Source organism: Acidovorax benzenivorans, assembly GCF_028680575.1.
GTDB classification, from domain to species: Bacteria; Pseudomonadota; Gammaproteobacteria; order Burkholderiales; family Burkholderiaceae_C; genus Acidovorax; species Acidovorax benzenivorans.
Map to the genome: position 1 here is coordinate 476,622 of NZ_JAPCKI010000003.1, position 13,233 is coordinate 489,854.

Annotated in this window: 12 protein-coding genes; 9 read left to right on the forward strand and 3 right to left on the reverse strand. The window is 64.9% G+C overall.

The annotated features are described in order from the left end of the window. Positions 1-60: 60 nt before the first annotated feature. The 3 genes from OIN59_RS08035 to OIN59_RS08045 all read right to left on the reverse strand — a co-directional run bounded on the left by OIN59_RS08035 (position 61) and on the right by OIN59_RS08045 (position 4,452). A complete protein-coding gene (locus OIN59_RS08035; RefSeq protein ID WP_274108998.1) occupies positions 61-1,644 on the reverse strand; it encodes an alkaline phosphatase D family protein in 1,584 nt (527 codons plus the stop codon). Between the two features lie 139 nt (positions 1,645-1,783). Continuing rightward, complete coding sequence (locus tag OIN59_RS08040; protein ID WP_274109000.1) at positions 1,784-3,319, reverse strand: GGDEF domain-containing protein; 1,536 nt, start codon at positions 3,317-3,319, stop codon at positions 1,784-1,786. Between the two features lie 158 nt (positions 3,320-3,477). Next, on the reverse strand, positions 3,478-4,452 hold the full coding sequence (locus OIN59_RS08045; protein ID WP_274109002.1) for an NADPH:quinone oxidoreductase family protein: 975 nt from the start codon (positions 4,450-4,452) through the stop codon (positions 3,478-3,480). Positions 4,453-4,630: 178 nt separating this feature from the next. On the opposite strand from OIN59_RS08045, the gene surE reads away from it, so the two are divergent. The 9 genes from surE (at position 4,631) to pilW (ending at position 13,218) form a co-directional block, all read left to right on the forward strand. Further along, the gene (surE, locus tag OIN59_RS08050; protein ID WP_274109004.1) at positions 4,631-5,419 is read left to right on the forward strand and encodes a 5'/3'-nucleotidase SurE; all 789 of its coding nucleotides are present in this window, start codon (positions 4,631-4,633) and stop codon (positions 5,417-5,419) included. Next, positions 5,419-6,201, forward strand: a complete 783-nt coding sequence (locus OIN59_RS08055; protein WP_274109007.1) for a protein-L-isoaspartate(D-aspartate) O-methyltransferase — start codon at positions 5,419-5,421, stop codon at positions 6,199-6,201. The genes surE and OIN59_RS08055 overlap by 1 nt, the downstream gene beginning before the upstream one ends. Before the next feature lie 12 nt (positions 6,202-6,213). After that, a complete protein-coding gene (locus OIN59_RS08060) occupies positions 6,214-7,128 on the forward strand; it encodes a peptidoglycan DD-metalloendopeptidase family protein (RefSeq protein WP_274109008.1) in 915 nt (304 codons plus the stop codon). A 5-nt stretch (positions 7,129-7,133) separates the two neighbouring features. Next, complete coding sequence (locus OIN59_RS08065; RefSeq protein WP_274109010.1) at positions 7,134-8,171, forward strand: RluA family pseudouridine synthase; 1,038 nt, start codon at positions 7,134-7,136, stop codon at positions 8,169-8,171. A gap of 147 nt (positions 8,172-8,318) precedes the next feature. Next, positions 8,319-9,068: an SMC-Scp complex subunit ScpB gene (gene scpB, locus OIN59_RS08070; protein WP_274109012.1), complete on the forward strand. Its 750-nt coding sequence runs from the start codon at positions 8,319-8,321 to the stop codon at positions 9,066-9,068. Then, on the forward strand, positions 9,068-10,633 hold the full coding sequence (locus OIN59_RS08075; protein WP_274109014.1) for a pseudouridine synthase: 1,566 nt from the start codon (positions 9,068-9,070) through the stop codon (positions 10,631-10,633). Before scpB ends, OIN59_RS08075 begins: the two co-directional genes overlap by 1 nt. Positions 10,634-10,722: 89 nt before the next feature. Beyond that, the gene (gene ndk / locus OIN59_RS08080; protein WP_008905954.1) at positions 10,723-11,148 is read left to right on the forward strand and encodes a nucleoside-diphosphate kinase; all 426 of its coding nucleotides are present in this window, start codon (positions 10,723-10,725) and stop codon (positions 11,146-11,148) included. Between the two features lie 90 nt (positions 11,149-11,238). Beyond that, positions 11,239-12,351 (forward strand): 23S rRNA (adenine(2503)-C(2))-methyltransferase RlmN, encoded by a 1,113-nt coding sequence (gene rlmN, locus OIN59_RS08085; RefSeq protein WP_274109019.1) that lies wholly within the window; start codon positions 11,239-11,241, stop codon positions 12,349-12,351. 33 nt (positions 12,352-12,384) lie between these two features. Further along, positions 12,385-13,218 carry a type IV pilus biogenesis/stability protein PilW gene (gene pilW / locus OIN59_RS08090; protein ID WP_274109021.1) on the forward strand — a complete coding sequence of 278 codons (834 nt, stop codon included), beginning with the start codon at positions 12,385-12,387 and terminating at the stop codon, positions 13,216-13,218. The last annotated feature ends 15 nt before the right edge of the window (positions 13,219-13,233 follow it).

Consider the following 13,233-nt stretch of genomic DNA (forward strand, 5'->3'; position numbering starts at 1 on the left):
GGGCGCAACGACCGGGGGCTCGCCTGCCTGGCGGGTTGGGTCGCGCCTTCTCAGGTCGCCTCAGGCAGCCTGGGGCCCCGCGCGGCCATCTTCCACCACAAACCGGGCGAGCGTGGATGCGCCGCTGTCAGCGCGCAGCGGGTCGTCCACCACGCGCAAGGTGGTGGTCCAGCGCTCGGGGGTGATGTCGGCCAGGCCGTAGCCGCGCTGGTCGCAGCGTGCCAGCAGCACATGCGGGTTGTGGCGGACGATGGCGTCCACCTTGGCCTGTGTGGTGCCCGACCGCGAACTGATAGAGGTGCCGCAGAACTCGCTGGCCACGACGGCCGAGTCGGCGCGCGCGGCATCGGCATGCACGCGGCAGACGTAGTTCTGGTGGATGTCTCCGCCCAGCAGCACGGTGTTGCGCGGGGTGTGCCGGGCCACAGACTGAAGCAGGCGCTGGCGTGCGGCGGGGTAGCCATCCCAGGCATCGGTGGGCACGGTGCCAGACGGGTAGTGGCGCGGCGAGAACAGCGTTTGCTGCGCGATCACGCTCCAGCGCGTGGCTTGGGCGCTGGCCGCATCGGCGGCCAGGCCTGCGTCCAGCCAGCGTTCTTGTGTGCTGCCCAGCAGGCTGCGTTGCGGCTGGGCCAGCTCGGCGCAGTCGGCTGCGCGCACGGCGGGGGCGCTGCTGGCATCGGGGCTGCGGCAGGCTTGCCAGCTGCGGTACTGGCGGCTGTCGAGCAGGTGGATGTGTGCCAGCCGCCCCCAGCGCAGGCGGCGGTAGATCTGCAGCGCGTCCCAGCCGGGGGCGGACGCGGGGCCCCGGAGGCTGGCCGCGCGCAGCGGCATGTTCTCGTAAAACGCCTGCCAGGCCGCGCTGCGCTGGGTCAGAAAGGCAGCGCTGCCCGCGCCCTCGCCACGGCCCGCGTCGGCGGCGTAGTCGTTTTGCACCTCGTGGTCGTCCCAGGTCACGGCCCACGGGCAGGTGGCATGGGCCAGCTGCAGGGCCGGGTCGCTTTTGTGCAGGGCGTAGCGGTCGCGGTAATCGGCCAGCGTGGTGGCGTGGCGCAGGCTGTGGGTGCGCGCCAGGTCGGCGGTGTTTTTGGGCGTGGCGTATTCGTAGATGTAGTCGCCAAGAAACAGCACCAGGTCGGGCTGGTCGGCGGCCAGATGGCGCCAGGCCGCGTAGTGCCCATGCTCCCAGCGCTGGCACGAGGCAAACGCCACCCGCAGCGCCCCGGGCATGTCGCCCGCCGCAGGTGCGGTGCGCGTGCGGCCCGTGGCGCTCACCGCGTCGCCCAGCATGAAGCGGTAGTGGTACCAGCGCGCGGGTTGTAGGCCATGCAGCTCCACATGCACACTGTGGCCCAGCGCTGGCAGCGCGGTGGCCTCGCCCTTTTGCACGATCTGGGCAAACTCAGCGTCGTGCGCCACCTCCCACCGCACGGTGTGGGTGCTCAGCATCTGCGCTGGATCGACCAGCAAGAGCCGCGTCCAGAGCACCACGCCATCAGGCGCCGGGTCACCACTGGCGACGCCGAGGGCAAAGGGGTTGCTTTGCAGCGGGGGCGGATTGCTCCAGGCCCAGCGGGGGAGGGTGGTGGCGGAGGCAGTCAGGGCTGCATGTCGCAGAAACCTGCGCCTCAATTGCGGAGTCATCGCGGGGCGCTGGGTCGCTGCGCGGCGCTCAAAACTGGCACGGCCCAGGCCAGCGTCACCGCGCAAGGGCCGCCCCGCCGCGCTGGTGGCGTCCCCCCTCTGGGGGGATGGCGCCGAAGGCGACACAGGGGGGAGGTAGTCACGCCGCCATGACCCGATTTTTGCCCGAGCGTTTGGCCAGATACATCGCCTGGTCGGCCCGCACGATGGCGTCGGTGGCGCTCTCGCTGTCACCCAACTGGGCCACGCCCGCGCTGAAGGTGATGAGCACCTTCTCGGTGCCTTGCAAGAAAAAGCGTGTGGTCAGCTCGCGCTGCAGGCGGGTCATGGCCGCCACGCCGGCCTCGACGGGGGTGTCTGGCAGCACGATCACGAACTCTTCGCCGCCGTAACGTGCCAGCAGGTCCTGCGGCCGCATGACCTCGCGGGTGACCTGGGCCAGGTGCACCAGTGCGGCGTCGCCACCGGCGTGGCCCAGCCGGTCGTTGATGGTTTTGAAGTTGTCCACGTCCAGCAGCGCCAGGCACAGTGATGAGCCCAGGCGGCGGGCGCGGGCGATCTCGCGTTCCACGGCCTCGTCCAGGCCCTTTCGGTTGAGCGAGCCGGTCAGCGGGTCGTGGCGGGCCTGGGCGCTGGCGCGGTCCAGCTCCTCCTGCAGCTTGGCGACCTCGGCGCGCTTGACCTCGGTACGTTCGCGCAGGTCCTGCAGTTCGTCGTGGGCCACACGGCTGTCCAGCGCCATGGCGCGGGTCGCGCTCATCACCTCCTGCAGCACCGGGGCAATCTCTTGCAGGGTGCTGGCCTTGCCGATCAGGTCGGCGCAACGCTCCATGGTGCCCTGGTAGCTGGTGCTGGACGCGGTAATCCGGGCCAGCCGCTCGATGAACGTGGCCAGCATCTCCTTCATTTGCTCCTGCGCTTCCAGCGACCTCGCCTTGGCTTCGGTCTGCTTGAAGATCACGTCATGGAGTCGGCGCTGCACATCGTCCAGCCGCCGCAGCGTCAGCGGCGGGGTCGAGGCAGTCTTCAGCGCCTCGGCCTGGCCCTGCAGCCAACGGTCGTCCACGCTGAGCACGGCGATGTTCTCGAAGATCATGTGCAGCAGCTCCAGCAGGCTCGCGCGGATGGAGGCTTGTTCTTCGGTGGCAAACGACAGGCGGTAGCTGAAGTTGCCCAGCATGAGCTGTGCGGTGGTCACCAGGGGGGCTGGTTCACGCAGAAAGGTGATGAGCTGCCGCGCCATGTCGATGACGCGGGGGTCGTCTTCGCCCAGCGCGGGCAGGGTGTTGTCGATGAGGCGCGCGAGGGCCTCGGCAAACTCGGCGGGCAGTTCACCCAGCGCGGTGGGCGCATCGGCAACCTCGATGGGTTTGGAGGCTGTGGCCGGGTGCAACCCCAGGTTGGCGTACCCCACCATCACGCTTTGCAGCGATGTCCAGTCCTTGGTGATGATGGCGCGTTCAAACTGGCCGAGCAGGCGTTTTTGTGCCGGTGTCTGGCCAGGCAGCACGCGCTGGATGCTGCTCAGTGGCCCCTCTGGGAAAGGCTGCGGGCTGCGGATGCCCGCTATTTCATCGTAGATCGCGAGGTAGTTGTCTGGCGTGGGTGCCAGCCGGCGCGCGGCCAGTTGTTTGAGCGTTTCGCGCGCGATCTCGGAAGGTGGTCGGTCGGCCATGGGCGGGCACCAGTGTCAGGGGGCTGGAGTGCGCAAGTGTGACACAGGCAAGGCGCTGTCAGTGCGGGGCTGCCGGACCACACGGGTATGCCAGCAAAGAACGGGTTGACGATCCCCGGCGAGATCGTCAAAACGTCCTAAAGGGGCGCGGAAGGCCGTCAGTTCACCATGACCAGTTTGCCCATCACCCCGCGCGACCCCATGTGGGCGTAGGCGGCGGGCAGCTCGGCCATGGGCATGGTGCGGTCGATCACGGGCTTGATCTTGCCCTGTGCGTACCACTGCGCCAGTTCGCCCATCATGGCGGCGTTGGCTTTGGGCTCACGCTTGGCAAAGTCGCCCCAGAACACGCCCACGATGGACGCGCCTTTGAGCAGGGCCAGGTTGAAGGGCAGGGCAGGGATGGGGCCGGACGCAAACCCGACCACCAGGTAGCGGCCGCGCCAGGCGATGGAGCGGAACGCGGGCTCGGCAAAGTCGCCGCCCACCGGGTCGTAGATCACATCGGGGCCCTTGCCGTCCGTGAGGGTTTTGATGGCCTCGCGCAAGTTGTCCTTGCTGTAGTTGATCGTGGCGTCGGCCCCGATGGAGGTGCACAGCGCGCACTTTTCGTCGCTGGAGGCCGCGGCAATCACACGTGCACCCATGGCCTTGGCGATCTGGATGGCGGCCGTGCCCACGCCCCCGGCGGCGCCCAGCACCAGCACGGTTTCGCCCGCCTTGAGTTGGGCCCGGTCTACCAGCGCATGGTGCGATGTGGCGTAGATCATGATGAAAGCAGCTGCATCGACATGCGAAAACCCATCAGGCAGCGGCATGCACAGGGCTGCGGGGGCGATGGTGTGGGTGCCAAAGCCGCCCGTACCCGACAGGCAGGCCACGTTCTGGCCGACCTTGAGGTGGGTGACACCTTCGCCCACGGCCGCCACCACGCCCGCGTATTCCGAGCCCGGCACAAAAGGCAGCGGTGGCTTCATCTGGTACTTGTTCTGCACGATGAGCAGGTCGGGGAAGTTCAGGCTGGCGGCCTTGATCTCGATGAGCACCTCACCCGCCTTGGGGGTGGGGGTGGGCAACTCCGTCCAGGTGAGCGCCTCGACGCCGGTGGGGTTGGTGCAAAGCCAAGCATGCATGGGGAAGTCTCCTGTCGGTCGGTCTTGTCAATGATGGCCCGCATGATAGGTGGGGCGCTGGCGTGCCGGATGTCCCACGAGCGACGGGCCGTGACGGCGGCGCCCCCGGCACTCCCGGCACCCGCCGCTGCAGCGACGGCCTGCCCACCTACAATCCGTTGCAACCTCTACCCAGACCATGAAGATCCTGATTTCCAATGACGACGGCTTCCAGGCCCCCGGCATCGTGGCGCTGCATGACGCGCTCAAGACCCTCGAAGGCGTCGAGGTGGAGGTCGTGGCGCCCGAGCACAACAATAGTGCCAAGTCCAACGCGCTGACACTGCATTCACCACTGTATGTGCACAAGGCGGCGAACGGTTTTCGCTATGTGAACGGCACCCCGGCAGACTGTGTGCACATCGCGCTGACCGGCTTGCTGGGCTACCGGCCCGATCTGGTGGTGTCGGGCATCAACAATGGCGCCAACATGGGCGATGACACCATCTACTCTGGCACGGTGGGTGCGGCGATGGAGGGGTATCTCTTTGGCATCCCCGCCATCGCTTTTTCGCAGGTGGACAAAGGCTGGGCCGAGCTGGAAGCCGCTGCGGCCAAGGCGCGCGAACTGGTTGCGCAGATGCGTGCGCAGCAGCTGGTCAACGAAACTCCCTGGCTGCTCAACGTGAATATCCCCAACATGCCGCTGGAGGCCTTGCGCCCGGCCAAGCTGTGCCGCCTGGGGCGCCGCCATGCGGCAGAACGCGTCATCGTGCAGGAAAGCCCTCGCGGCGAGGCCATGTACTGGATCGGCGGCGCAGGCGCCGCCAAGGACGATGCCGAGGGCACGGACTTTCACGCCACTGCGCAGGGCCATGTGTCCATCACGCCGCTGAAGGTGGACCTGACCGACCACGACAACCTCGGCTACTGGGCGCAGACCGCAGCCCGGCTTGCAGCGGGGGCGGCTGCCGCCCCCGGGGTGTGATGCAGCGCCGACCGGGGTTTCCGGCCAAGCTGCCGGTGTCCGGCAACGCCGCTGTGGGCAAGCAGGTGGTGCCGCCACCGTCCGCTGCATTGCGCAAGCCGACCGTGGTCGCAGCGCCCGCTGGCGTTGGGTTGGATTCGTCGGCCGTCCGGGCGCGTATGGTGCAAAAACTGGCGGCGGGGGGCATCACGTCTGCCCCCGTGCTGCAGGCCATGGGTGCTGTGGAGCGCCATCGGTTTGTGGACAGTGCCCTGGTCAACCAGGCCTATGAGGACACCAGCCTGCCGATAGGCCTGGGCCAGACTATCTCCAAGCCCAACGTGGTGGCACGCATGTGTGAACTGCTGCTGGGTGCCGAGAGCGCGCGCCATGGCGGGCTGGGCCGTGTGCTCGAAATTGGCACGGGCTGCGGCTATCAGGCCGCGGTGCTGAGCCTGCTGGCCCGCGAGGTGTACACCCTGGAGCGCCTGCGTGGCCTGCACGACAAGGCGCGTGACAACTTGCGGCCGTTTCGCCTGGCCAACGTGCATCTGCTGTTTGGTGACGGCATGCTGGGTTATGCCAAAGGCGCCCCGTACGCGGCCATCATTGCCGCTGCCGGCGGCGATGCCGTGCCCCTGGCGTGGTGTGATCAACTGGCCGTGGGGGGGCGTCTGGTAGCGCCCATGGCACTGTCGGGTGGGCAGCAAATGTTGCTGGTGATCGACAAAACTCCGCACGGATTGAAACAAAACGTGCTCGAACCCGTGCATTTTGTCCCTCTAAAATCGGGGATTGCGTAAAGGGAATTGCTTATGTTCGTATCGCGTGGTCTTGTGGTGGGTTTTACCGTGGCAATGGCGGGGCTGGTGCTCTCCGGCTGTGGCACCCGCATGAACAAGGCTCCTGTGGAAGATCGGGGCACCTCTTCGTCGTCCTCGGCGCAAGCGCCCGCAACACAGCCGGGCGTGGTGGTGGGTACCCCCATCAAGCCTCTGCCTGGTGCTGAAAACGCTGGCAAGCCGGGCTACTACACGGTCAAGCCTGGGGATACCCTGATTCGCATTGGCCTGGAGTCCGGGCAAAGCTGGAAAGACATCGCCCGTTGGAACAATCTGGAGAACGCCAACCTGATCGAAGTCGGTCAGGTGCTGCGCGTGCTTCCTCCGTCCGCCGCCCCGGCAGCGGTGGCTTCTGAGAGCGGGGTGGTGACACGTCCTGTCACGTCTTCCTCCGTCGCACCCGCTGCGGCTCCTGCATCGGCAGCCAGCGGCGCCAAGCCTGCGGCCTCTGCCGCATCGGGAGCGGTGGTGGCAGTAGCGCCTGCCACACCGGCACCTGCAGCAGCGCCTGCAGGCGAGGACGAGCTGGCGTTCATCTGGCCTGCATCGGGTTCGTTGATTGCCGGGTTTGACGAGGCGCGCAACAAGGGCTTCGACATTGCTGGCAAGGCAGGTGACCCGGTACTGGCGGCGGCTGACGGTCGCGTTGTTTATGCCGGGGCGGGTTTGCGTGGCTATGGCAACCTGATCATCTTGAAGCACAACAACACGTTCCTCACCGCGTATGCGCACAACCAGACGCTGTTGGTCAAGGAAGACCAAGCGGTGCGCAAGGGCCAGAAGATTGCCGAGATGGGCAACACCGACGCAGACCGCGTCAAGCTGCACTTTGAAATCCGTCGGCAGGGCAAGCCGGTCGATCCCACGCGTTATCTGCCGGCCCGTTGAGTCCGATGGCGGATCACTCGCTGGGCGGTGCACCCGGAGCGGCCGCAGCGCAGGAGGGCGAATCTCCTCTCCTGCTGGCCGATGAATCGGAGGCATTGGCCGACACTGACAGCGAGCTGCGCTCCCTGCAGATAGGGCCGGGCCAGCACGCCGAGCGGCTGGACCGTGCGCTGGTGGATCTGGTGCCCGAGTTCTCGCGCAGCTATCTACAGCAGTTGCTGGCCCAGGGGTTGGTCAGCCTCAATGGCAAGCCTGCCCTCAAGGCGGCCACACGGGTCAAGGCCGGTGACCGGGTGGCGCTGGAGATGCGGCCCACGCTGCAAAGCCAGGCCTTCCGGCCCGAGTCCATGGCCATCGATGTGGTGTATGAGGATGCGCACCTGCTGGTGGTGAACAAGCCCGCAGGCCTGGTGGTGCACCCAGCGCCGGGCAATTGGAGCGGGACCCTGCTCAATGGCCTGTTGGCGCGCGACGACAAGGCACTCTTGGTGCCACGTGCAGGCATCGTCCACCGTCTGGACAAGGACACCAGCGGCCTCATGGTGGTCGCCCGGGACCGTGCGGCCATGGACGCCCTGGTGGCGTTGATCGCCGAGCGCAAGGTCAAGCGTCAGTACGTGGCGATGGCGCATGGGGCCTGGACGGGGGCATCGACCCGCTCGGTGGATGCCCCCATCGGACGGGACCCCCGCAATCGCCTTCGTATGGCGGTGGTGGACTTGGCTGTGCATCCTGGCAAAACAGCCCGTACCGATTTCGTGTGTCTGGAGGGGACCGACCAGGGGTGCTGGGTGCAGTGCACCTTGCACACAGGGCGCACGCACCAGATCCGTGTGCACATGGCGTCTCTGCGCCACCCCTTGGTGGGCGATGCCCTTTATGGTGGTTCTCCGGTCGGGGCCTTGCAGCGCCAGGCCCTGCATGCCTACCGGTTGGCTTTTGCGCATCCTGTGACGGGTGAGGCGCTGGAGTTTCGCGCCCCTGTGCCGGACGATATGCGCCAGGCGCTGTCGGAATGGGGCCTGGGCTACAATGCGCCCTGACCGGTCTCACCGACCCTAGCCCGCAGCCGGAACCCCGCCGGGCCCTGCCAACACGCCAGCGCCATTGCGCGGCGGACCAATGATTGCCCCTGCTGTTGATGTGACACCCGTTGCAACGCGTGGCACTTTTCCAGGAATCGCTGAACCATGAACACGGTGGATGCCAAAAGGGTCCTCGAAACTGCGTTGATCTGCGCGCAGCAGCCTGTGCCTGTGCGCGAGCTGCGGGTGTTGTTCAACGATGCCCTGGGGTCCGATACCCTCAAGGTGCTGTTGCAGGAGTTGCAGCTTGATTGGGCGCAGCGCGGGGTGGAACTGGTGCAGGTCGCGACGGGATGGCGCTTTCAGAGCCGCCCCGAAATGCGCGAGTACCTCGACCGCCTGCACCCTGAAAAACCGCCGCGCTACACCCGTGCCACCATGGAAACCTTGGCCATCATTGCCTATCGGCAACCGGTCACGCGGGGGGATATCGAGGACATCCGGGGTGTGACGGTCAATAGCCTGATCATCAAACAGTTGGAAGACCGGGGTTGGGTGGAAGTCATTGGCCACCGTGAAACGGTGGGGCGCCCGGCATTGTTTGCCACGACCCGCCAGTTTTTGGACGATATGGGCTTGCAGTCCCTGGACCAACTGCCGGTGCTCGATGACCCGACGGGTAACGCGAATGTGCTGGAAGCCATGGCCGCTGCCGCTCAAGGGGTCGTGGAGTCCGAACCCGATCTGCTGGCCGCCCTGCCGCACGAAGCCGATGTGCAGGAGCCCCTGGAGGCTGTTGACGCTGCGCTTGATGCGGGCGGTATGCGGCCTGTGGATGATTTTTTTCAGAATGCGGAGACAGATCTCCGCGACGACCATGTTGATACCCCGGGTGGTATCCAGGGAAATATTTGATGAACGACTCGACCTCCGAAAATCCGGCCGAATTGCCTGGGTTGACCGCCGCTGACACGGTGCCTGCCGCAAAGAAGCCAGCCGCCAAGCGGGCTCCTCGCAAGAAGGCGGCTGCCCCTGCCGAGGGGGCGGTGCCCGAAACCGTGGCTGCTGTGCAGGTCGGTGCGCCAGCACCTGTGTTTGACGCTCTTGCGCCAGAGGCGCCTGCCGCCGAGGAGCCGGTGCCCGCCATGGAGTCGGCATCGCCTGCAGTGGTTGTCTCGACGGGCGAGGGCGAAGGCAGCACTCCGCAGCGAGAGCGCAGCCCCCGTGGCGAATCCCGCGAACGGCCTCAGCGTCATGATGGAGCGGGGCGCGATAAGCGCAAAGCCGCCGCTGTCGTGGAGGGCTACCAATTCGAAGATGTGGTGTCCGGTCGTTTCGACGAAGAAGATGCCTCCGCAGATGTGGTGCCGCCAAAGCGGGTGTTGCTGCCACAGGTCGAAACGCCCAAATTGCACAAGGTGCTGGCCCAGGCGGGTCTGGGATCGCGTCTGGAGATGGAGCAGTTGATCCTGGAAGGGCGGATCTCGGTCAACAACGAACCTGCTCACATCGGGCAGCGCATTCAGTTTGGCGATCAGGTCAAGGTCAACGGCAAGCCGATCCGCTATCGCATTGATCCACCCCCTGCGCGCGTCATTGCATATCACAAGCCCGTGGGCGAGGTCGTGACCCATGACGACCCCCAAAACCGACCTACCGTCTTTCGCAAACTGCCCCGGCTCATGCAGGGAAAGTGGCAGTCGGTAGGGCGCCTGGATCTGAACACCGAGGGTCTCTTGTTGTTCACCAGCTCGGGCGAGCTGGCCAACAAGCTGATGCATCCGCGTTTTGGGCTGGAGCGCGAGTACGCCGTTCGGGTGCTGGGCGCTCTGAGCAATGAGGAAAAGCAAAAACTGCTGGACGGTGTGCGCCTGGATGACGGCATGGCATCGTTTGGCTCTATCGAAGACGGTGGTGGAGAGGGTTCCAACTGCTGGTACCGGGTCACTATCTCTGAGGGGCGCAATCGCGAAGTGCGCCGCATGCTCGAATCGGTGGGCCATGCGGTCAGCCGCCTGATCCGCATCCGCTACGGTGCCATGGTGTTACCGCGTGGTCTCAAGCGCGGAGCCTGGCTGGAGCTGGACGAGAGTGATATCCGCGCCCTGGTTCAGGCCGCAGGCGCCGGACGCCCCGAACCCGTTGAGGGGCATCCCGAGGGGGGCGACGTTGGCGGGCGCAGTGCCAAACCTCGCAACCGTGGCCGAGGTGGCCCACGTGGGGATGGTTCGCGCCGCGACATGTCGCAACCAGCAGCCCCTGGCGGCCCCCGTGGTCAGAAGCCGCGCCGCGATGGTGGTCAGGGTCCCGCCCGTGGCAACAATGCGGCAGGGGGTGATCGCCAGCGGGGAGGCGCTGCACAGCCCGATCCGATGAAAACGTCGGTGGGTTATATCGGCATGGACAGCCTCTCGCGTCACCGCCAGGACAAACGACGTCCCGGTGGCGGTGGCCCCCGGCGCGGAGGTGGCGGGCGCTGAGCGCTACTGCTGTCACACTCCCCGGTTAGAATCGAGGGCTTTGTCCGGTGGACAAACGAATCACAGCAACAACCATTCAGGAAATCAACATGGCAATCGAACGCACTCTCTCCATCATCAAGCCCGACGCAGTGGCCAAGAACGTCATCGGTCAGATCTACGCTCGCTTCGAAGCTGCTGGCCTCAAGGTCGTGGCAGCCCGTATGGCCCACCTGTCGCGCCTGGAAGCCGAACAGTTCTACGCAGTGCACAAAGAACGTCCTTTCTTCAAGGACCTGGTGGACTTCATGATCTCCGGCCCCGTGATGATCCAGGCCCTGGAAGGTGAAAACGCCATTCTGAAGAACCGTGAACTCATGGGCGCAACCGACCCCAAGAAGGCAGAAGCTGGCACCATCCGTGCTGACTTTGCTGACAGCATCGATGCCAACGCCGTGCACGGCTCTGACGCTGCTGAAACCGCTCAGGCAGAAGTGGCTTTCTTCTTCCCCGGCCTGAACATCTACTCGCGCTGAGATGGTGATGCTCCCCATGTCCGCACCCGCCTTGGTGGGAATCCCGCGCCATGGGGTTAGCTATGCCTGGTCTACAGTGGGTTTGGCACCATGAGCTCGAATCTGCTGGAGTTCGACCTCGACGGTCTGGCGGCGTTTTGTGAGCGGCTGGGGGAAAAGCGGTTTCGCGCCACCCAGCTGTTTCGCTGGATTCATCAGCGCGGCGCCAGCGATTTCGATGCCATGAGCGACTTGGCCAAGGCTCTGCGCGACAAGCTCAAAGGCTGTGCGCAGGTCGAGGCCCTGCCCGTTATTTCAGAGCATGTGTCCTCGGATGGCACGGTGAAGTGGCTGTTTGATGTGGGGGATGGCAATGCGGTGGAAGCCGTATTCATCCCTGAGGATGATCGCGGGACCCTCTGTGTGTCATCTCAGGCGGGTTGTGCTGTCGGTTGCCGCTTCTGTTCTACGGGCCATCAGGGTTTCAGCCGCAACCTGACGACAGGCGAAATTGTTGCTCAGCTATGGTTTGCAGAGCACTCCCTGCGCAAGCGCTTGCAGACCGAAGACCGCGTGATCTCGAACGTGGTCATGATGGGCATGGGGGAGCCGCTGCAGAATTACTCGGCATTGGTCCCTGCGCTTAGGGTCATGCTGGACGATCATGGTTATGGCCTGTCGCGCCGCCGTGTGACGGTGTCCACGTCGGGCGTTGCGCCCATGATGGACCGCCTTTCGCAAGACTGCCCCGTGGCGCTGGCGGTGTCACTGCATGCGCCCAACGACCCTCTGCGTGACAATTTGGTGCCGCTCAATCGCAAGTACCCGCTCGACGAGTTGCTGGGCGCTTGCAACCGCTATCTGGCGCATGCGCCCCGTGACTTCATCACGTTCGAATATTGCATGCTCGATGGTGTCAATGATCAAGCGGAACACGCACGCCAATTGATTGAGCTGGTCAAGCGCAGCGGGATTCGCTGCAAATTCAATCTGATTCCTTTTAATCCGTTTCCCGCTTCAGGGCTGTTGCGATCGCCGCAAAATCAGGTGCAGGCTTTTGCCAAGATACTGAGCGATGCGGGCATCGTCACCACGGTGCGCAAGACGCGGGGAGATGACATTGATGCGGCCTGCGGTCAGTTGGCGGGTGATGTCAAAGACCGCACCAGGGCCGCAGAACGCATGGCAAAGCAGCGCACAATCGTGCTCAAACCGGTGACTTGATCAAGCAGTCGGCAAACTTCAAGGAGGCTCTACATGGCGGGATTGGTTGGACGCTGGCGGCATATTGCTCGCTGGACACTCGCGGCATGCGGTGCGGTGGTTTGCATATGGGCGCTTCAGGGGTGTGCGACGAACACCTCGTCAGCAGTCAGTGACGCCGATGCAGGTTTGGTGACGCCGTCCGATGAGCCTGAGTCGCGGCGCCGCGCACGCATCCGGCTGGAGTTGGCCTCCAACTATTTCGAACTGGGGCAAACGGCGGTGGCCCTGGACGAGGTCAAGCAGTCGCTTGCTGCTGACCCTTCTTATGCCGACGCGTTCAATCTGCGTGGACTGATTTACATGCGTTTGAGCGACTATGCACAAGCGGAAGACAGTTTTCGCCGTGCCTTGTCGTTGCGGGCGAATGACTCCAACGTACTGCACAACTACGGCTGGCTCATGTGTCAGCAGCAAAAATATGTGGAGGCTGACCAGTATTTTGTGCGTGCCATTGCTAACCCCGCCTACACGGCGCGCGGCAAAACTTGGATGGCCCGTGGCCTGTGCCAGTCAGGGGCAGGACAGTTTCCTGACGCGGAACAGTCTTTCCTGAAGGCCTATGAATTCGATGCTGCGAATCCGGTGGTCGGTTACCACCTCGCGGCGCTCTTGCTGCGGCGCAACGAGTTGTCGCGTGCGCAGTTTTACATTCGACGGCTCAACAACAGTGATTTCGCCAACTCGGAATCTTTGTGGCTGGGCATCAAGGTGGAGCGCGCTTTGGGCGACACCGTGGCAATGAGGCAACTGGCTGTCCAGTTGCGCAAGCGTTTCCCGGATTCTCGGGAGTTGGGTGCATACGAACGCGGGGCTTTCAATGAGTGAGGTGGCGGAGAGTGG

What these genes read in the sequence shown, in the direction of transcription:
- OIN59_RS08035 (WP_274108998.1), bottom strand. Translation starts at nt 1,644, where the DNA reads ATGACTCCGCAATTGAGGCGCAGGTTTCTGCGACATGCAGCCCTGACT.
- OIN59_RS08040 (WP_274109000.1), bottom strand. Translation starts at nt 3,319, where the DNA reads ATGGCCGACCGACCACCTTCCGAGATCGCGCGCGAAACGCTCAAACAA.
- OIN59_RS08045 (WP_274109002.1), bottom strand. Translation starts at nt 4,452, where the DNA reads ATGCATGCTTGGCTTTGCACCAACCCCACCGGCGTCGAGGCGCTCACC.
- surE (WP_274109004.1), top strand. Translation starts at nt 4,631, where the DNA reads ATGAAGATCCTGATTTCCAATGACGACGGCTTCCAGGCCCCCGGCATC.
- OIN59_RS08055 (WP_274109007.1), top strand. Translation starts at nt 5,419, where the DNA reads ATGCAGCGCCGACCGGGGTTTCCGGCCAAGCTGCCGGTGTCCGGCAAC.
- OIN59_RS08060 (WP_274109008.1), top strand. Translation starts at nt 6,214, where the DNA reads ATGTTCGTATCGCGTGGTCTTGTGGTGGGTTTTACCGTGGCAATGGCG.
- OIN59_RS08065 (WP_274109010.1), top strand. Translation starts at nt 7,134, where the DNA reads ATGGCGGATCACTCGCTGGGCGGTGCACCCGGAGCGGCCGCAGCGCAG.
- scpB (WP_274109012.1), top strand. Translation starts at nt 8,319, where the DNA reads ATGAACACGGTGGATGCCAAAAGGGTCCTCGAAACTGCGTTGATCTGC.
- OIN59_RS08075 (WP_274109014.1), top strand. Translation starts at nt 9,068, where the DNA reads ATGAACGACTCGACCTCCGAAAATCCGGCCGAATTGCCTGGGTTGACC.
- ndk (WP_008905954.1), top strand. Translation starts at nt 10,723, where the DNA reads ATGGCAATCGAACGCACTCTCTCCATCATCAAGCCCGACGCAGTGGCC.
- rlmN (WP_274109019.1), top strand. Translation starts at nt 11,239, where the DNA reads ATGAGCTCGAATCTGCTGGAGTTCGACCTCGACGGTCTGGCGGCGTTT.
- pilW (WP_274109021.1), top strand. Translation starts at nt 12,385, where the DNA reads ATGGCGGGATTGGTTGGACGCTGGCGGCATATTGCTCGCTGGACACTC.